17 protein-coding genes and 2 pseudogenes are annotated in these 19319 nt (G+C 50.1%); 13 read left to right on the plus strand and 6 right to left on the minus strand.

Annotation, left to right across the window (positions count from 1 at the left end; all coding sequences use genetic code 11):
• Positions 1 to 8 precede the first annotated feature (8 nt).
• The 6 genes from lptA (at position 9) to rapZ (ending at position 4433) form a co-directional block, all read left to right on the plus strand.
• Positions 9 to 674 carry a lipopolysaccharide transport periplasmic protein LptA gene (gene lptA, locus MPB2EB_RS02390; RefSeq protein ID WP_185182271.1) on the plus strand — a complete coding sequence of 222 codons (666 nt, stop codon included), beginning with the start codon at positions 9 to 11 and terminating at the stop codon, positions 672 to 674.
• Positions 671 to 1453 (plus strand): LPS export ABC transporter ATP-binding protein, encoded by a 783-nt coding sequence (gene lptB / locus MPB2EB_RS02395; RefSeq protein WP_370576613.1) that lies wholly within the window; start codon positions 671 to 673, stop codon positions 1451 to 1453. Before lptA ends, lptB begins: the two co-directional genes overlap by 4 nt.
• 154 nt (positions 1454 to 1607) lie before the next feature.
• On the plus strand, positions 1608 to 1940 hold the full coding sequence (gene hpf / locus MPB2EB_RS02400) for a ribosome hibernation-promoting factor, HPF/YfiA family (protein WP_185182272.1): 333 nt from the start codon (positions 1608 to 1610) through the stop codon (positions 1938 to 1940).
• Entirely contained in the window at positions 1937 to 2413 is a 477-nt protein-coding gene (locus MPB2EB_RS02405) for a PTS sugar transporter subunit IIA (RefSeq protein ID WP_185182273.1), read from the plus strand. The genes hpf and MPB2EB_RS02405 overlap by 4 nt, the downstream gene beginning before the upstream one ends.
• Positions 2410 to 3378: an HPr(Ser) kinase/phosphatase gene (hprK, locus tag MPB2EB_RS02410; protein WP_185182274.1), complete on the plus strand. Its 969-nt coding sequence runs from the start codon at positions 2410 to 2412 to the stop codon at positions 3376 to 3378. The genes MPB2EB_RS02405 and hprK overlap by 4 nt, the downstream gene beginning before the upstream one ends.
• Before the next feature lie 182 nt (positions 3379 to 3560).
• Entirely contained in the window at positions 3561 to 4433 is an 873-nt protein-coding gene (rapZ, locus tag MPB2EB_RS02415) for an RNase adapter RapZ (RefSeq protein WP_185182275.1), read from the plus strand.
• 1 nt (position 4434) lies between these two features.
• Here the strand turns inward: rapZ and MPB2EB_RS02420 are convergent, their stop codons facing one another.
• Complete coding sequence (locus MPB2EB_RS02420; RefSeq protein ID WP_232534469.1) at positions 4435 to 5721, minus strand: CyaA/EF/ExoY family adenylyl cyclase toxin; 1287 nt, start codon at positions 5719 to 5721, stop codon at positions 4435 to 4437.
• A gap of 342 nt (positions 5722 to 6063) precedes the next feature.
• Positions 6064 to 6185, minus strand: a pseudogene (locus tag MPB2EB_RS08490) (transposase family protein); the annotation flags it as partial.
• Between the two features lie 167 nt (positions 6186 to 6352).
• On the opposite strand from MPB2EB_RS08490, the gene MPB2EB_RS02425 reads away from it, so the two are divergent.
• Both MPB2EB_RS02425 and MPB2EB_RS02430 read left to right on the plus strand, forming a co-directional pair.
• A complete protein-coding gene (locus tag MPB2EB_RS02425; protein ID WP_185182276.1) occupies positions 6353 to 6709 on the plus strand; it encodes a cytochrome c in 357 nt (118 codons plus the stop codon).
• 34 nt (positions 6710 to 6743) lie between these two features.
• Positions 6744 to 7097: a cytochrome c gene (locus MPB2EB_RS02430; RefSeq protein ID WP_185182277.1), complete on the plus strand. Its 354-nt coding sequence runs from the start codon at positions 6744 to 6746 to the stop codon at positions 7095 to 7097.
• 61 nt (positions 7098 to 7158) lie between these two features.
• On the opposite strand, the gene hemA is transcribed toward MPB2EB_RS02430, so the two are convergent.
• Positions 7159 to 8472, minus strand: a complete 1314-nt coding sequence (hemA, locus tag MPB2EB_RS02435) for a glutamyl-tRNA reductase (RefSeq protein ID WP_185182278.1) — start codon at positions 8470 to 8472, stop codon at positions 7159 to 7161.
• A 128-nt stretch (positions 8473 to 8600) separates the two neighbouring features.
• On the opposite strand from hemA, the gene MPB2EB_RS02440 reads away from it, so the two are divergent.
• A complete protein-coding gene (locus tag MPB2EB_RS02440) occupies positions 8601 to 10418 on the plus strand; it encodes an aminopeptidase P family protein (RefSeq protein ID WP_185182279.1) in 1818 nt (605 codons plus the stop codon).
• A 29-nt stretch (positions 10419 to 10447) separates the two neighbouring features.
• Here MPB2EB_RS02440 and MPB2EB_RS02445 read toward each other — a convergent pair whose 3' ends face one another.
• The 3 genes from MPB2EB_RS02445 to MPB2EB_RS02455 all read right to left on the minus strand — a co-directional run bounded on the left by MPB2EB_RS02445 (position 10448) and on the right by MPB2EB_RS02455 (position 15556).
• Complete coding sequence (locus tag MPB2EB_RS02445) at positions 10448 to 11320, minus strand: response regulator transcription factor (protein ID WP_185182280.1); 873 nt, start codon at positions 11318 to 11320, stop codon at positions 10448 to 10450.
• 191 nt (positions 11321 to 11511) lie between these two features.
• Positions 11512 to 12723, minus strand: a complete 1212-nt coding sequence (locus tag MPB2EB_RS02450; protein ID WP_185182624.1) for a DUF2863 family protein — start codon at positions 12721 to 12723, stop codon at positions 11512 to 11514.
• 136 nt (positions 12724 to 12859) lie between these two features.
• Entirely contained in the window at positions 12860 to 15556 is a 2697-nt protein-coding gene (locus tag MPB2EB_RS02455) for an Rne/Rng family ribonuclease (protein WP_185182281.1), read from the minus strand.
• Between the two features lie 497 nt (positions 15557 to 16053).
• Here MPB2EB_RS02455 and MPB2EB_RS02460 point away from each other — a divergent pair, with 497 nt between their 5' ends.
• From MPB2EB_RS02460 to MPB2EB_RS02475, 4 genes and pseudogenes are all read left to right on the plus strand, one after another.
• A complete protein-coding gene (locus tag MPB2EB_RS02460; protein WP_185182282.1) occupies positions 16054 to 17064 on the plus strand; it encodes an RluA family pseudouridine synthase in 1011 nt (336 codons plus the stop codon).
• Between the two features lie 185 nt (positions 17065 to 17249).
• On the plus strand, positions 17250 to 17636 hold the full coding sequence (locus tag MPB2EB_RS02465; protein ID WP_185182283.1) for a DUF4158 domain-containing protein: 387 nt from the start codon (positions 17250 to 17252) through the stop codon (positions 17634 to 17636).
• A pseudogene (locus MPB2EB_RS02470) lies at positions 17621 to 18148 on the plus strand (Tn3 family transposase); the annotation flags it as partial. The gene MPB2EB_RS02465 and the pseudogene MPB2EB_RS02470, both read left to right, overlap by 16 nt.
• An 11-nt stretch (positions 18149 to 18159) precedes the next feature.
• Positions 18160 to 19239, plus strand: a complete 1080-nt coding sequence (locus MPB2EB_RS02475; protein ID WP_198422344.1) for a YhcG family protein — start codon at positions 18160 to 18162, stop codon at positions 19237 to 19239.
• Positions 19240 to 19319 lie beyond the last annotated feature (80 nt).

Genomic DNA, 19319 nt, shown 5'->3' on the forward strand with positions numbered 1-19319 from the left:
TTCACTTTATGAGTCGTTGGTTTCCTTATTACACTTGGCGCCGCTTGATCGCTCAAAGTGCTTCTGTATTCTGCTTCGGGTTAGCCATATTATTGAGCTCGTCTGCCTATGCTGCGCGCGCAGAGAGTGAGCAGCCGATTTATGTACAGGCAGACCGTTGGACTTATGACGATTTAAAACAAGTGAATGTCTTAACGGGACGTGTGATCGTCACTAAAGGAGCGCTTACGATCAAAGGCGACCGAGTCATCCTAAAACAAGATCCAAAGGGTTATCAATCTATAACCAGTTATGCCGAGCGGCAAGAGCGAGCTTATTTTCGGCAAGAGCTGAATGGTGCACGAGGCTATATCGAGGGCTATGGAAAACAAATCGATTATAATAGTCAAAGTGATCTGACCGTTTTAACGGGCTATGCTACGGTGCGGCGGCGGTTGCCTAACGCACAGTTGTTAGATGAGATTAGCGGTAGCATGATCCGTTATGACGGTCGGAAAGAATTTTATACCGCCAGCGCGGGTGAGAGTGTGGCTGGGTCGGGTCAAGAAGCTTCTCGCGTGCGCGCTATCCTGACGCCTCGCAGCGCGGTCTATGATAAGGCGCTAACGCTGGAAAGCTACCCCACTGTTCCACCAAGCGCCTCAAGCCCTCTCGAAAGGAATCCCTCGCAGTGAATGTCAGCGCTTTTTCAAGCCGCTATCCAGTAGGTCGAGACAATATACTTGCCGCCTGCAATTTGCAAAAAAGTTACGGCAAACGCACAGTGGTCAAAGATGTTTCGCTAGAAGTCAAAGGCGGCGAAGTCGTTGGTTTGCTAGGTCCGAATGGTGCGGGCAAAACCACTTCTTTTTATATGATGGTTGGGTTGGTACCGCTTGATCGCGGTGAAATTACCCTAAATGGCAAACTCATCAGCATATTGCCGATCCATCAACGAGCGCGGCTCGGACTTTCTTATTTGCCGCAAGAAGCCTCAGTTTTTCGTAAATTATCGGTTGAACAAAACATTCGTGCGGTACTTGAGTTGCAGCTTGACGAGAACGGCAAGCGCTTGCCGCAGGATATTATCGGTGAGCGCACTCAGGCTTTAATGGAAGAGCTCCAGATTACCCATTTAAGCGATAACCCGGCTTTATCGCTGTCTGGCGGTGAGCGGCGACGAGTCGAAATTGCACGAGCATTGGCGACAAATCCAGCTTTTATTTTATTAGATGAGCCTTTTGCTGGCGTCGATCCGATTGCTGTATTGGAAATACAGAAAATTGTGCGCTTTTTAAAACAGCGTGAGATCGGTGTTCTAATGACTGACCATAATGTGCGCGAAACGCTGGGAATTTGTGACCATGCTTATATTATTAGCGATGGCAGTGTATTAGCGGCGGGTCTGCCGGAAGAGATTATCGAAAATGAATCCGTGCGGCGCGTCTATTTGGGCGAACATTTTCGCATGTAAAAAAATCTACCTTTGCGACGTCTTTAGGTAAAATTTCTTTGGTTAGGGCGAAATTGCGACGCAGCTCTTGGTTTTATCCGAGATTGCTGATACGCTGGAGTTAAGCAAGACAGTAGTATTGTTATTACACTCGATTTTCAATACGGAGGTTTATATGGACCTACAGATCAGTGGACACCACCTTGACGTTACGCCTGCACTGCGTGCCTATGTAATTAATAAATTGGAAAAAATAACCCGCCATTTCGATCATGTGATTGATGGTGCTGTGCGGTTAGTGATTGATAACCATAAAGAGAAAGAAAAACGTCAAAAAGCGGAAATTAAACTGCACCTAAAAGGTAAGGAGATTTTTGCGGAAACCTCAGAGAGTGATCTTTACACCGCGATTGACTTGTTGATTGACAAGCTTGACCGTCAAGTCATTCGCTATAAAGGGAAGACCCAAGATCATCATCATGAAGCTCTTAAACACCAGATAGAATGAATCGCCTGAGTAGATTTCTACCCCTTGAAAATGTTGTTTTAGATTTGGCTGTGACCAGTAAAAAGCGAGTATTTGAGCAAGCCGGCTTAATTTTTGAAAATCATCATGGGATCGCGCGTAGTGTGGTCACGGATAATTTATTTGCCCGCGAGCAGCTCGGCTCGACTGGTTTAGGCCAGGGAGTCGCAATTCCACATGGGCGCATCGAAAAACTGAAGCGCCCATTGGCCGCTTTTATCCGGCTCGCTGAGCCGATTCCATTTGAAGCGCCTGATGAACTGCCCGTAGCGCTGTTAATTTTTTTACTGGTGCCGGCACAGGCGACGCAGCAACACCTTGATATTTTGTCTGAAATTGCACAATTGCTTTCTGATCAAAAAGCCCGCGCCCATTTGACTGACGAGAAAGATAGAGCAGCGCTTCGTAGTTTTCTTATTAAGTGGACGCCTGACCGTGTTCATGCCAATCTATGAACCCTTCAAGCAACGTTAATGCGCAAAGTGTTTTCGATGATAACGCTGCCGCGCTGAAACTGAGTTGGCTGGCTGGCCACGAAGGCTGGGATCGTGGTTTTTCAAGCGAAACCGTGGCGAATGCAACCTCCAGCGCGGATTTAGTGGGTCACCTTAACTTGATTCATCCGAATCGGATTCAAGTACTCGGTGAAGCAGAAATATTGTATTACGCGCGTCAGTCTGATGAAGAGCGTCAACGCCAAATAGCCGAATTAATTGCCTTGGTGCCGCCTTTTTTGGTGGTTGCTGGCGGCATCGAGGCATCAGATGAATTAGTTTTACGTTGTACGCGTTCATCTACGCCACTGTTTACAACTCCAATCTCGGCAGCGGCTGTGATCGATAGCCTGCGCCTTTACATGTCGCGGGTTCTTGCACCTTCTATCACGATGCATGGCGTGTTTCTTGACATTCTGGGCATGGGGGTGCTGCTTACGGGTGACTCGGGCTTAGGCAAGAGCGAGCTTGGCCTAGAGTTAATTAGCCGTGGTCATGGTTTAGTCGCGGATGATGCGGTTGATTTCAGGCGTTTAGGCTTAGATTTTATCGAGGGGCGGTGTCCGCCGTTATTGCAAAATTTGCTTGAAGTGCGGGGCTTGGGCTTGCTCGATATAAAAACTATTTTTGGCGAAACGGCCGTGCGTCGCAAAATGAAGTTAAAGCTTGTCGTGAGGTTAGTGCGCCGGCTCGATGGAGAGTTTCAACGTTTGCCGTTAGACAAGCAAACGGTAGAAATTCTGGGCTTGCCGGTTAGCCAAGCGACTTTGCAAGTGGCGGCTGGGCGTAACTTGGCGGTGCTGGTCGAAGCTGCGGTGCGCAATACCATTTTGCAATTGCGTGGAATCGATACGTTGCAGAATTTTATGGAGCAGCAGCGGGCGGCCATGCATGAGACGGGCAGTCAAGACTCTAGCTATCGATAAAAAAATTTAGGTCCTCCAAACCCTATCTGTACTCGTTGAGATTGGATTTAACCGTTACCCGATTTAATGCGGCAGTGGTAAGGGCAAATTGGAACTCAGGCACATAATCCATCTAAGGCTGACTGCGGTTTGGCCTTAAGCAAAAACCTCCGCCTATTTAAATCAAAATACAGGCTTTTACAATGCGGATCATTCTAATTACAGGCATTTCTGGATCGGGCAAGTCGGTTGCATTGCATGCGCTTGAAGACGCGGGGTATTATTGTGTGGATAATTTGCCCCCCGGTTTTCTACTCGAATTAACGGATTTCTTAGCGCGTGATGGATATACGCGACTGGCGGTGGCGATTGATGCGCGGGCTGGCAGTTCATTGGCGAACTTGCCTGAGATTGTCAACGTATTGCGGGGCCGCCATGAAGTCAGCGGGTTATTTCTCAATGCGAGCACGCAGGCGTTGATCCAGCGTTTTTCAGAAACTCGGCGGCGTCATCCACTCTCATTAAGCTCAAGCCATTCCATGTATGGGCAAACGTCGTTGGCTGATGCGATAGAGTCTGAACGCGAGCTGGTTGCAGACCTGACTTTATTTGGCCATCAAATTGATACCAGTAATTTGCGGGCGCATAATTTACGCGCTTGGGTACGGCAATTTGTTGAGCATGAACACGTGGATATGACTTTAATGTTTGAATCCTTCGGCTTCAAACGGGGTTTGCCACTTGATGCAGATTTCGTATTTGACGCGCGCGCGCTACCTAATCCACACTATGACGAGCAGCTACGTCCACTGACGGGATTGGATCAAGCTGTCGCGGATTTTTTGGACGCGCTGCCTGAAGTGCGCCTGTTTATGGATGATATTGAGCGCTTTTTACGGACATGGTTGCCGCGTTTTCGCGCCGATCATCGCAGTTATCTAACTGTTGCGATTGGATGTACAGGGGGGTGGCATCGCTCGGTTTATATTGCGCAAGTACTGGGTCAGCGTCTAGCGCAGGACGCTGACGTTTTGGTGCGACATCGAGAGCTAGAAGTACTGGATGGGCAGTTGTGATTCAGCTTTGTTGCTGATGCATCGCGCGCATCTGTAAGGCTAAGGGATTGTCTTGGCTCGAATGAGTGAAACTGCTGCGTTTGATGCTTCTCACCTGCTTTTCCCATCGTGGATTCATGGGTATGTGATAACCACGATTTTTTGCCTGTTGGATCAGCTCAGCCAGCTCGTAGCTATTCTGGACCACACAGATTTTTTCGAAACGGCCCAGCTTCATCGGTAGCGCAAATGTAGCGGGATAATTCGTAGTCGGATCGGCGGCAGGATTGCTCGAATCCGCGCTATGATGCATAACTGGATTACCATCACCGACGAGATAGTGATTGATGATGGGTATCATTTCCTTGATTCGGCGCGACGTATTGCCGGTTTCTGAATCGGTTTTTCTGCAAAAATTATTTATATCCCAAAGGTCATTAGTCGCGTCCGAATTTGGCAGTGCTCGGTACTTCTGGCGATGCGCAACATCCGGTACTTGAAGATTATCCTGCGGTCCGAGGTCGCTGAGATGCGGACCAAGCAGGAGCAAATCGTAGTCAGCCGTGAAGGGTTTTGTATCTGCGGGCGGTGCGAGCACCATGATTGGCTCATCTTGATGAGTAATTTGGTAGACGCCCTCACTATGATTGGGTTTGCAGATTGCCTCGAAGGAATATTCTTTGCCGCTTGGCCCTTTCGCTTTAAAGGTTATGCTGCCCCGAGCATGTGCGTTAGACAGAGTGTGGATGTAACCCTCCTTCTGTAGGTTAGTCAGCCGCGCTAGAGAAATAGCGAGCGGCACGGACCGGGCATAGTTATCCGTAATACATTGCTGCGTCTGCTGATTCAATTTCTTGATCTGCTCAGGCTGATTTTCGATCTTGCTGTAACGTTGATCAAAGCAGATCAAGCCCGCCTGTGGCCCCCAAGTTGCGCTTTTGCCTTTGATATGAAGATTTTTTGTCGGATAGCCATGCTCGATGAGTTCGGTGGCTATTTTCTCGACTGGCCGTATGCCAATGATGCAGTTGTAATCTTGCGCGACTTGTTGGAGCGGGGCGAGATGACTGGGCACAATGCCACTTTTCCCCGCCACCCATTTGACTAAATCATCAAGCGTGGGAGATGGCTGAAGCACTTTTTGTTTCTTGCCTGAGCGCATCGTTTTCTTAGAAGCGCTGATAAAGCCCAGGGTGCTAATAGCAGATGCTTTGTCAGGAGGCTTTGACGAGTTTGGCGCATATGTATTCTCACTCTGAGGCTGTGTCTCGCAGCGCGAGAGACGATGATAACTGTATGCTGTCCCCATAATTAATTCCTTCAATTTAAATCAATTAGAAATTCCCTCGGCAGTAATGTCCTAGGGACATCTATAACGCATTGAAATTGTTGCGCTAAGCGCTGGCTTCAGCATCGAATCCAAGCATTTCAGTGATAGATAAACCTATAGGACTGCGTGCTTAGGAGTCGGTTCACTATCTTTTCAATCTGAAAAGATAGTGAGTCTTAGGATTTAGGCATTGAAGAGATGAGAGGACCTCTATAAGTAAGCGATGTAGGCCGAGAGTACAATTTGAACAGATTTGGCGAAACTGGAGTTTTAGGGCGCCTATAAAACCCGTTGCGAGTCAGGGCTATCTCATTTTAAAAAACGACGCAACGTATCATCACTCGGTATCCCACTCTCATACGGTAGGTACCGCCTTAACTGATCAAGCTTCGTCTTCCCGAATAACTCACAATATCGTTCCATCCCTCGCAGCCCGCTATTACTATAAGGCCTTGAATACTAAAACATTTCTCGCTCTCGGATTACTAGGTTCATGCCCCGTTTGGCTTTTTTATAATGAGGCGGCCCTGGCACACGTGCGCCGTGATATGGACGATAAGGTGCTAAGCAAGCTACAATAGCCGGATTTTTAGCTTGCGCTTAGGGCCTTATGAAAAAAAACCTGACTGTGGCTGCCTTGGCGGTACTCTTATCTGCTACAGCCGGCGCCGTTGAGACCGAAGTAACCGGCAGTGCAAAGGCTGGCCAGAGTAAAGTGGCGATGTGTATCGGCTGTCATGGCATCGCTGAATACCGTACAGCATTCCCTGAAGTATATCGGGTGCCGCTGCTGGGTGGGCAGAATGCGAAATACATTCAAGTTGCGCTGCAGGGGTACAAGCATGGAGATCGCAAATATTCAACCATGCACGCACTTGCCGCCTCACTGAGCGAGCAGGATATGGCTGATATTGCTGAGTACTATGCCGCGCAAAAGCCATTCAGCCCAAACAACCCAGATAAATAATTCGGGTGCTTTTAAAATACGCAGGATAACAACGATGAAAAAGTTTTTATTGGTGCTGGCGGTAATCGGTGCAATGCACGTGAGTGCGCGCGCAAATGCCGCCGACATCGCAAATGGCAAGCTATTAGTAGAGCGCAATAATTGCGCAGCGTGTCATGGCCTGGATATGAATCACCCGATCACCCCTGAATATCCGAAGCTGGCGGGGCAGTATGCGGACTATAGTTACTTTGCCATGCGGGCGTATCAAGTGGCGGACAATAATCCGCTTTTCGGCCGTAAAAATCCAATTATGAATGCGCAAATGCAAAGTTTATCTCAACAGGACTTGCGCGATATTGCAGCTTATCTACAGTCGTTGCCTGGCGACTTGGTCTTAAAAAAATAAACTGAAAAAGGCGCTCAAGCGGAAGCGGTGAGCGTCTCTAAATTGGGCGTATGCCGCCGCTTTAAGGTAGATCATGCCCCTGAGTCTGCTCGATTAAGCCCGTGAGCAACTCGGTGATCTGTTTGCGTTTATTCCCCTGCGCTTGGTTTAATGCGCGCATTGGGCCATGCATGAATTTATTCGTGAGCGCTTGAGCGAGCGCGGCCAGCACGGTCGCAGGATCGTCGCCGCGGGCTAGCATTTTTTGCGCTCGTTCGAGCTCAATCCGCTTAAAGGTATCCGCCTGGCTTTGCAGCGAGCGAATCACAGGCACTACACTACGCGTTTCTAACCATTGCATAAAATGCTGAACCCGCGTTTCAATAATTGCTTCAGCTTGTGTGATGGCGGCTTGTCGTAGCGTATGGCCTTCGCGCACGATTGCCCCGAGGTCATCCACCGTATATAAAAAAACATCTTGGAGTTGTGCAGCTTCGGGCTCAATATCGCGTGGTACAGCAAGGTCAACCATAAAGATAGGACGCCGCCGTCGCGCGCGTAATGCGCGTTCAACAGCACCCAGGCCAATAATCGGCAGGGTGCTGGCCGTGCAAGATATCACGATGTCAAACTCGTGCAGTCGTGCTGGCAGTTCTGACAGCGTGATGGCCTGACCGTTGAAGCGGTGGGCTAATTTGCTGCCACGCGCCAGGGTGCGATTAGCAATCACCAGCGCGCGCGGTTGGTGCGCAGCGAAATGGGTGGCGCACAGCTCAATCATTTCACCGGCACCGATAAAGAGTATGCGTTGATCCGCGAGGTTTTCAAAAATGCGCTGGGCAAGTCTGACCGCAGCGGCGGCCATTGAGACTGAGTGAGCGCCGATTTCGGTTTGCCCACGCACTTCTTTAGCCACCGCGAAAGTGCGTTGAAATAATTGATTCAAATAGGTGCCAAGCGCGCCGACTTCAGAGGCGGTACGTACGGCATCTTTGAGTTGGCCAAGGATCTGAGTTTCGCCCAGTACCATTGAATCCAGTCCGGAAGCGACTCTAAATGCATGACGGACGGCTTCAGATTGTGGCAAAGTGTAAATATGTGAGGCAAGTTTGTCGGCCGGAAATTGGTGGTACTCGGCGAGCCAAGAAATGGCGTGCTCACGGGCGGCCTGGGTATGGGTGACGCAGTAAATTTCAGTGCGATTGCACGTAGAGAGAAGGGCCGCCTCGAGCAGTGAAGGTGCGGTGTGAGGTTTAATTTGAGCCGTATCGCGCCTAAGCCAAGCAGATTTCAACATCTGCAATGCGGGTTTAAGCTGTTCGACCGAAAAGGCGAGCCGCTCGCGCAAGGCAATTGGCGCGGTCTGATGATTGACCCCAATAGCGAACAGTTGCATTAGACAGTATTTTAAAAAGAATAGCTTAATTATAACTTTTTCTAACTTTTACTTTATGTTTGTCTGCGCGGTTTGCAGTATTCTGTGCACTTTGCCTAAGCTGAGCGCCAAACAGGAGTGGATCTTACATGAATTTATCCCCGCCAACCGCCGTCCCTGCGCTTGAACGGATTGCGCAATTGCGTGCCGCGATGCGGCGTGCAAGGCTGGATGCCTATCTCGTGCCTTCGACTGACCCGCATCTTTCAGAGTATCCGCCAATGCGCTGGCAAAGTCGTGCTTGGCTATCTGGTTTTACAGGTTCGGCTGGTACTTTAGTCATCAGCGCGGATTTTGCGGGTTTATGGGTAGATAGTCGTTATTGGAGCCAAGCCAGCACGCAACTTGCAGGAAGCGGCATCGAATTAATCAAAATCGGCCCGAATCAAGCGCAAGCACATTTTGATTGGCTGGCCACCCGGACCGCTGCGGGGGGGGTAGTCGGCGTCGATGGGCAAGTATTAAGTATGGTTGCTGCAGCAACCTTGCAAACTGCGCTGAGTGCACGCCAGATCACCTTGCGCACGGATCTTGATCTGATTGAAGAAATTTGGCAAGAGCGTCCAAGCTTACCCGCAGCAGAGGTTTTTGAGCATCCGGCACCGTATATTTCAATGACGCGGGGGGAGAAGCTCACCTGTGTGCGGGCACAAAGTCGTGCGCGCGGAGCAGATTGGCATTGGTTGTCAACGCTTGATGATATTGCGTGGTTATTTAATCTGCGTGGCTCGGATGTGAGCTATAACCCAGTGTTTGTGGCGTATGCGCTGATTGGCCCAAGTTCCGCAACTTTATTTATGGCTCCAGGTAAAGTGCCGTTTGCGTTGCAGCAGGCTCTAGTGGCCGACGGCATTGTGCTTGCGCCGTATGAGCAGGCTGCCGAGGCGTTAGCGGGCTTGCCGCTGGACACGAAATTACTGATCGATCCGCGGCGCAGTAATTATCAGATGCTCCAATCTGTGCCGGCTCATGTCGGCATCATTGAAGCGATCAATCCATCTACTTTACTTAAGGCGCGCAAGAGCGAGCTTGAGATCACGCAGATTCGCGCAACCATGGAGCAAGACGGCGCTGCTTTATGTGAATTTTTCGCATGGTTTGAGCAAGCGCTAGATCATGAGACGATCACTGAGTTAACCATCGATGAGCGACTGAGCGCTGCGCGCGCGCGCCGGCCAGGTTTTGTGACATTGAGTTTTAGTACGATTGCGGGATTTAATGCGCATGGAGCAATGCCGCATTATTGCGCCTCAGAGGCTTCAAATGCCGAGATTACCGGGCAAGGGCTGCTGCTGATTGATTCGGGTGGGCAGTATTGGGGCGGCACCACCGATATTACGCGGGTAGCGCCGGTGGGTATCCCCAGCGCTGCGCAAAAGCGTGATTTCACGTTGGTTTTGAAAGGCATGATAGCCCTTTCCAAAGCGCGTTTCCCGTGCCTAATCCGCGCGCCTATGCTGGATGCGATTGCGCGCGCTCCGCTGTGGGCCGCGGGGGTGGATTATGGGCATGGTACGGGCCATGGCGTGGGGTATTTTTTAAATGTTCATGAGGGCCCACATTCCATTTCGCATTATGCCGCGGCGGATCCTACTACCGCCATGGAGCCCGGGATGATCAGCTCGATTGAACCGGGGATCTATCGGCCTGAGCAATGGGGCATACGGATTGAGAACCTAGTTGTAGTTCGCTCCGCACAGTCCAATGAGTTTGGCGAATTTCTTGAGTTCGAAACGCTCACCTTATGTCCGATCGATACGCGTTGTATCGAACCTAGTCTATTAGATGCTGACGAAATAATTTGGCTAAATGACTACCATAAAATGGTGCAAGCGCGGCTCGCGCCCCACCTGAGCGGTGCGGCGCGAGAATGGCTGAATGCTCGTACTGGTTCGCTATCGCGATAATTGAAGCGCGGCGACTTAAAGTAGGCGCCTCATGATTCATTTTGTGTGGGGTCCGCGTGGGCGGAGATGTTTTGCAGCGCTATGGATGGTGTATCTGCTGCATTATAAGGAGGGCGTGTTTGGGCTGCAATCAACAGCGGATAGGTATTCACCGCGGCGGGGGCAGCTTTAGGTTGCGTTAGCGCAACTGGCGTAGGGTTAGGCTTAAGCAGCTGGGTCGTATCGTGCAGTACTTCTAGCGTATTAAATTGCCAGCCATTATAAATGGCGACTGCTGCGGCGCGGTTGGTTGCGCCTAATATTTTGAAGATGCTGGCTAAATGAATTTTAACCGTGCCTTCGCTGATATTGAGCGTGCGAGCAATCAGTTTATTGGTGTTGCCCATATTTAATAAACGCATGATTTGGTGCTGGCGCGGTGAAAGGCGCATGGGGGCGTTACGCGGAATAAGTTCAAGCATAGCCGGTGGCTTGACGCAAATGGCAGGGGGGCGGGGTGCGCTGGGTAAAGTAGGGTTTAACGCGCATACAGGTACGTAGTGCCCCCCCAGTAGCACCAGTTCAAATACGCGTAAAATCAAATGTGGATTTAGACTGCGGGGTATGATGCCGAGCACTCCCGCGTGCAGTAACGCATGGACGGTCGCGCGAGTTGTGTCGTCGGTTAAGATAGCCACTGGCAAGGTTGGATGCTCACGCAATACACATAATAAATCAGCGATGCGCATCCAGCGCAATTGCCAATCAATCACAAGTAAATCGTGTAAATCGCGTTTTAAGCGAAGAGTTGCTTGCCGCCAGTCTTTTGCTTCAGCGAATTTAGCGCGGCGATCAATCTGGCGTAGGAGTGCTTTGAGCCCTTCGCGCCGTTCGGGTTGGTCGTTTAAAACAAAAAATTTCATTGGAATGCCCCTCCAATTGGATATTGTTCACCATGAGCGTGGCGTAAAAATCTGGTTTTTACGCGGCAAAAAGATTGCAACCAAAATATAGTGCAACCTAGGGTGTATCTTGACAAATTTCCTGGGCATTGACCCCCTAGCCAAAAGACATAATTTTGCCTCGTGCTCGACCAGGGGCAAAGAGTTCAAATTTAATGGAAATGTGGCTGAGTGGGTTCAATGTCAGCAGGCATTTCTGCATGCACAATTTCGCCAAGTGGGTTGGCGTAGAGTGGGCCATTGCAGTCTTCGCAGTATTCCGGATCAAAGCGGCCAGCGTGTCGGCGAATATCAACGATATTGGCTTCTTTTAAGAGGGCGATAATATCATCCAGTGGGCTATTGGCCGTTTCATCTTGTTCAGCGGCAAGCGCGGCAATGTCTTCATGGCCGTAGAGCGGCCAGACAATGCCATAGAGCACGGTGTTATCGCCTCGTTGCGTAAAGCCAATCCGATATTCATCCACGCGATGTTCGCCAAAGCCTCCGATAACGGCGCGCAGTCCGCTTGTATTAGGGGCTAGGGTATCTTTGAGATAACGTATCGCTGTGCGCAAAGTGTGCGGCCGAATTTTTTCATCCGCAGTGCGACAGGCTGCATGGTAAGCGTCAGGCAATAAGCATTCTAATTCGCAGCCAGGTAGTGCTTGCGCGAAATTCGCGCCACCTTGAGCGGCCCATTGTTTGAGGCAATCTCTGCGCTCGATGCGCATACCGTTTTCTTTTTCTTGCCAACGAAAGAGGGCCTGGCCAGCCGGGGCAGCCGCAACGGCTAATAGAAAACGCGGGTCAGCTAAAACCGGAGCAATTTCCGGTAATTCTCGAGAATGCAAGGGGAGTTGAATCGGGCGGCGCTCAAGCGCTGCTTGCGCGAATTGTTGGGTGAGCCGGTAAGTTTCAATCTGCTGCTCTGGCAGTTGATCAATACTGTATAGATAAGGCGCCATCGCAAGCCGTACACCATCCGCTAGGATGTGCGCTTGTAAATGAGCTTGCAGCGCATTGACGGTATCGGGTTTGAGCGGGCCCAAAGGGATTGTGTAGCGGGTCCAAGCGAGCACGGGCGCAGCAATCAGTACGGCATCCCACTGGCCATTTTCATGAGAGAGAGTCAGTGATTCACTGTGAGCGTCTGTAGTTTCGGCTAAAACACTGTATGCGCCTGAGTGATTCTGCTGAAGGCGCTCCAATGCGGCATCGAGAGTGGCTTGGTTGCCCTGACGAAAGATTTTTGCCACGAGGGCATCGGTTTGAGCTTCCCAAAAACGATCTTCAGTGCGGCTGCCTGATACATAAGATGCAAGGCATAAGCTGATTAGTTTCTCGGCATCCGGAGACAGGCGTTTGGTCATGTGCAAGCGTATCGAAGATTTTTTGAGTACAAGATGAAATATTCTATGCCTTTTTTATAAGGATTTATAAAAATAATAAAAAAAGAATCCAGCCTCGCTGCCTTTTGTCAAAGGCTGGAATTCATTCATTATTGGCGTTTCTTCATGCTTATTTTGTCTCGGCCATTTTTGCGGTTTCAACTTGTTGAATTGGAGTGCTTTCTGCTTGCGGTAAACGCTTGCGCTCGCGTCTAACGCGTGGCGGCTCAGTGATTAAAGCGGTGGCTTCATGAGCACGGTGCAGTTTATCGCTATCTGTATTGACGAGGACAAGATGGGTTGTTTCAAGCATCCGATCTAAGGCAGCAGGCCTTGGCGTCATTTTAGGCTCGGGCAGGTTTGCTGGAGCCGGTGCCAGGGAGCTTGCAGGCTGTGCTGCTGGAGTGGCAGCTAAAGCCGGTGGGTTCGGAATGGCGGTGCCGGCGGGCGACACATTGACACTTGCTGGCTGAGGTGGCGCAGGTGGCTGTAGCTGAGCCTGTTCCGGTAAGCGCGGCGCGCTGTCGGTTGATTGAGTGAACTCAGTAGAAAATTCAGCTGATCGGGAGCGAGGTTGGTTTGCATCATCGCGTTCGCGGCGACCGCCACGCCGCCCGCGCCGACGGCGGCGACGTTCTTCGCCTTCGGGTTGAGCTGTGGAGGCCGGATCTGGGTGCCCAGCTGAGGCAACCAGAAATTCATCAGAGCGGTCTGTTCTAGGAACGTCTGGGGCTGCCGCGACCGTTTGATTGGGTGCCGGGGTAGGGGTTGGCGCTCGTCTATGATCCTGCCGTCCGCTCCGCTCTGGGCGTCTGCCGCGTTCTTGGCGTTCGCTAGGCTCCTGCGTTGGGGTTGCCGGCTCGAGCATCTCCACCGGCTCTTCGGCTGGAGTGCGCGCATCACGCCGCTTGCCGCCGTTACGTGCCGCCCGCTCGTTGTTAGGCTCACCGGTCCGGCTTGCATTACTGCCGCGGCGGGTACGGCCGTTATTGTTATTACGCTCTTGTGCAACGCTTTTATCCGCTGCTCGCTCAGTGGTAGCTTGGGCTGGGCGCGTGCGTTGCGAAGGGGTTTTTTCAGGAGTGGTGGATAGCTCGGCGGGGGAGAAACTAAACCAGCGCTTAAACCAGCTAAATAAACCGGAGTTTTCTGTTTCCAGCCGATGTGCGCTAGCGGTACGACTGAGTTTGCTGCGCTTAGCGATAGGCGCAGGCTGTTCTGGCGAAATTCCCTTAACCGCAGCTTCCTGTTTGGGGCGGATTTCTTCCGTACGCTTGCTATAAGCCATTTCCAGTTCCATTTCACGAACTGCTTTTTCAGCCATGCGGTGACTGATATGGATCTCATCGATATGAGGGTCGTCGTGCCGCAATCTTTCTAGCTTATAGTGCGGAGTTTCCAGATATTTGTTTGGGATTAAGATAATTCCAACTTTAAAGCGACTTTCAATTTTGTTAATTTCTTGGCGTTTTTCATTCAGTAAGAAAGTTGCGACTTCAATTGGCACTTGGCAATGAATCGACGCGGTGTTTTCTTTCATCGCTTCTTCTTGAATAATGCGCAAGATTTGCAAAGCGGAAGATTCGGCATTGCGAATATGGCCCGTGCCGTTGCAGCGTGGGCATGTGACATGGCTGCCTTCGGATAAGGCGGGGCGTAGTCGTTGGCGCGATAGCTCCATCAGTCCAAAGCGCGAAATTTTGCTCATCTGCACGCGCGCTCGGTCATGTTTGAGCGCGTCTTTTAGGCGCTGCTCGACTTCGCGCTGATTCTTGGCAGATTCCATATCGATAAAATCGATAACGATCAAACCGCCTAGATCTCGTAACCTGAGCTGCCGAGCGACTTCGTCAGCGGCTTCCAAATTAGTGCGCAGCGCGGTTTCTTCAATGTCGGCGCCTTTCGTTGCGCGGGCGGAATTGACATCAACTGAGACTAATGCTTCGGTATGGTCGATGACGACGGAGCCGCCAGAAGGCAGGGACACGGTACGCGCATAAGCGGTCTCAATTTGATGTTCGATCTGAAAGCGAGAAAACAGCGGTACATCGTCATGGTAGCGTTTGACTTTATGTAGGCTGTCGGGCATGACGATGCCCATAAAGGCGCGTGCCTGCTCTTCAATCTCTGCCGTATCAATTAAGATTTCGCCAATATCGGGCTGAAAATAGTCGCGGATGGCGCGGATCACTAAACTGGATTCTAGATAAATCAGGAGTGGGCCTTGCATATCGTTGGCCGCTTCTTCAATGGCGCGCCACAATTGCATCAGATAATTGAGATCCCACTGTAATTCTTCGATGCTGCGGCTAATCCCTGCGGTGCGAGCGATCATGCTCATGCCGTCTGGTAATTGCAGTTGCGCCATCGTATCACGCAGTTCTTGGCGTTCATCGCCTTCGATGCGGCGCGAGACACCGCCGCCCCGCGGATTATTCGGCATGAGCACCAAATAACGTCCAGCGAGCGAGATAAAGGTCGTCAGCGCCGCGCCTTTATTGCCGCGTTCTTCTTTTTCAACCTGAATGATCAGCTCTTGCCCTTCACGCAGCACATCTTGGATCCGCGCCGAGCGCATGTCGATCCCTTCTTTGAAATATTGGCGCGCGACTTCCTTAAAGGGTAAAAAACCATGGCGTTCTTCGCCGTAATTGACAAAGCACGCTTCTAGCGAGGGCTCAATACGGGTGACGACTCCTTTATAAATATTGCCTTTGCGTTGTTCTTGCCCAATGGTTTCAATATCAATATCAATGAGCTTTTGCCCAACCACGATGGCCACACGAAGTTCTTCTCGTTGCGTGGCGTTAAAAAGTATGCGTTTCATGAAACGGCTCCGGAGCAGCTCGGCCAATTCTTGCCTTAAGGCAGTAAAGAACGGCGCGCTGCATTTTATAGTGTTCTAAAAACACGCTAGGCCTGAAGTTTTGGAGGAGTACAGAATTACCTTTCTGGCGGCTCTATTTTGAGCGGAGCCAAGGGTATGCGAATTTACTGGCGCTGAGTTTCTGATCCATTTAGCGCCAAGTATCGTGCCGATTTTCGCCATTGACTAGTTAAATTCAGACTAATCAATAAAATTCTTTTCAACCCAATCTTCTTTGCCTTTCGGGACTTTTTTTAGCTGAGCTGGCCTAACCTAAGCTGGGGCTCTGGCTAAAACAAAATCCGGGCGTGCAACATATCGTCTAGCTTCAATGAGCGACAGCCGCCGGTTATCCAAGTAAAATGGCTGTCTATTAATGCTCATGCCAGGTGCAATCTACGCATAAAAGGTGCATGCACTCTTCTATACGGACTTGCCGAAGGCAAATTATATGCAGAATGAATAAGTTAGGCAAAATATCTGTGCAGCACCCACTACCCAACTCGGTCAAACTGCTTACGATTGACGATGCTGCGGCTGGACAGCGGATCGACAATTTTTTACTACGCATCTGTAAGGGCGTACCCAAAAGCCATATTTACCGCATCGTGCGCAGCGGTGAAGTGCGCGTCAATAAAGGCCGGGTAGATACTGCGTATCGACTAGCGATAGGGGACATTATACGCTTGCCGCCGATGCGTATTGCGCTTAAGGAGAATAATCTCTCTCCGCCTTTAGACAGCGCCGCGCCGAGCGCAAATTTTCCGGTGCTGTACGAAGATGATTGTCTGCTGGTGATTAACAAGCCGGCTGGCGTGGCGGTACATGGTGGTAGCGGGATTGCCTTTGGTGTGATTGAACAATTGCGGCGGACTTACCCCAACTTCAAATTTCTCGAATTAGTGCATCGGCTCGATCGTGAAACATCGGGTATTTTGTTATTGGCTAAAAAACGCTCTGCCTTAACTGCATTACACGCTCAACTACGAGACAACCAGGTTGATAAACGTTATTTAGTCTGTGTGCATGCTGATTGGCAGGCAGCGCGCCAAATTGTAAAAGAAAGATTGCATAAATACGTGACCGCTGAAGGTGAGCGGCGCGTATGCATCCATGAACAAGGCCAAACCGCGCATACGGTGTTTAATTTAATTCAGCGCTTTACAGAGTATGCATTGCTAGAGGCTGAGTTAAAAACTGGGCGTACGCATCAGATTCGAGTTCATTTGGCCCATTTGGCGGCCCCAATTGTGGGCGATGATAAATACGGCGATTTTGCTTTGAATCGCCAGTTAGCTCGCACGGCGGCAAAGCCAGGACTTAAACGGATGTTTTTGCACGCGTATAAAGTGAGTTTGACGCATCCTGTCAGTGGTGTGCGGCTCGCGCTTGAGGCCCCTTTGCCAAACGACTGCGTGCGGTTTCTTGAGCAATTGAGCCCGTTGCAGGGTGCAGGGAAAAAACACTAGCTACAAGGGGTAGTTTGCACATAGCTGCCAAAAGTGCCATCTTTGTTTCAATAGATCTGGCCGGTTCTCCCGCTTAACAAGAATCATTTTTATTTCAAGCACCAACACACTATCACGTATGATATATCTAATGATAGAATTTCCACCTTCGATAGCCAAGGCGCTCATATGGAAGGGAATAAACGATGAAATGGCAATGGAGCGAGGATGAGCTTCATACTCACTGGTTCTTGTCTCCGGCTGAGTTCGACTTGTTTTCCCGAAAAACTAAACATGGCCGCCTCGGATTCGCTATTCTTCTGAAGTTTTTTCAAAGCCAAGGTTACTTTCCAGAACATTGCCGCGCTGTCCCAGATACAGTGGTTTGCTACTTGGCAAACCAGATTGGCGTGGCCGTTGAAGGTCTGAATCGTTACGACTGGGCTGGGCGCACAGGTAAGCGTGATCGCGCTGAAGTCCTTACCTTTTTGGGGATCCGCCGACATGATCAAAAAGACAAAAATGAGTTGGCGATGTGGCTACAGACAGAGATATTGCCAGACGATCCATCGCTTGAGCATTTGCAGAATTAGGCAAGGTGATGAAAACAATTTTTCTGTGCCGTTACTTGCATTCAGAAGCATTGCGGCGCGAGATTCATGAAGGTTTGAATGTTGTAGAGAATTGGAACAGCGCCAATAGCTTTATTATCAACGGCGAGCGTTATAGCAATTCTGGGATGATCGAAGATTGGGGGGATGGAGCAATAGATGGAAAACGCGTACGTCTAAATCAAATCGTTGCTCCACGGTCGCGTTTTGTCTATCAGTACGACTTTGGCGATAGTTGGGAGCATGAGATTAAGGTGGAGAAAGTCGTCGCACTCCAAGCTGGAATAAAGATACCGCGTTGTGTGGCTGGCGAGCGGGCATGTCCGCCAGAAGATTGCGGTGGTGCCTGGGGTTATGGGGATATGCTGGAAAAGTTGGCTGGAGCGCCTTGTGAGGAACGATCTGAATTAATCGAATGGCTCGGTTATGAATTCGACCCACAGCATTTTAATCTTCATGAGATCAATAAAAATCTCAAGCACTTGCAAAAATGAAGATACCCTCAATGAATTTACAAACTGTGCAAATGAGCAATATCGCGACTGAGCTTGTTGGCGACATCCGCAATTTGATCAGTGAGGCCAAAGTCGGACTGGCTGCCACCGTTAATTCGACTCTGACCATGCTGTATTGGCGTATCAGGCGACGTATCCAGACCGAGGTACTGAAAGGTGAGCGGGCTGAATATGGCAAGCAAATCGTTGCAACTCTGGCTCAACAATTGGAAGCCGAACAAGGGCGTGGTTTTAGCGCCAAAAATTTGCGCCACATGTTGCATTTTTCTGAAGCGTTTCCTGACGCAGAAATTGTCTCGACGTTGTCTAGACAATTGGCCTGGAGCCACTTTCTTGAAATTATCTATTTAAAAGATGATCTCAAGCGTGATTTCTATGCTGAGATGTGTCGCCTAGAGCGATGGAGTGTTCGCACGTTGCGACAACGTATAGGCTCAATGCTATTTGAGCGCACAGCGGTATCGCACAAGCCAAATGAGTTGATCCAGCAGGAGTTGACTGCACTGCGGAAATCCGACTTGTTGTCACCTGCGCTAGTACTAAAAGATCCGTACATCCTCGACTTCCTTGGTCTGCAGGACCGCCATCTAGAGAAAAACCTAGAAGATGCCATTCTACGTGAGCTGGAAAACTTTCTGCTAGAACTAGGGGCTGGATTTTCTTTTGTCGCTCGCCAGAAAAGGTTGCAAATAGATAATGATGACTTCTACATCGACCTACTGTTTTACAACCGTCGCCTCAAACGTCTAGTCGCTATAGAATTAAAACTAGGCGACTTTGAGGCGGCTCATAAAGGCCAAATGGAGCTTTATCTACGTTGGCTGGCAAAGCATGAACAAGAACCAGGCGAAGCGCCGCCTCTGGGCATTATTCTGTGCACCGGTAAAAAACGCGAACAGATTGAATTGCTGGAGTTAGATCAAAGGGGCATTCACGTTGCCGAATATCTGACAGACCTGCCACCCCGACAACTGTTAGAGCAGAAGTTGCATGAGGCAGTGGCGATGTCGAAAGCGCGACTTAAAAATCGAGTGAGTCATACAGATGGTGAGACGGCGAGCGAAACATGAGTGTCGCCTATAAAAACCTAGTTTCTCTCATTAGGGCTTGCTCTAGTGAGCGAATTTTATATTGCTCAAATTAACTATCA

It is taken from the genome of Mycoavidus sp. B2-EB, from assembly GCF_014218255.1.
Lineage (GTDB): Bacteria > Pseudomonadota > Gammaproteobacteria > Burkholderiales > Burkholderiaceae > Mycoavidus.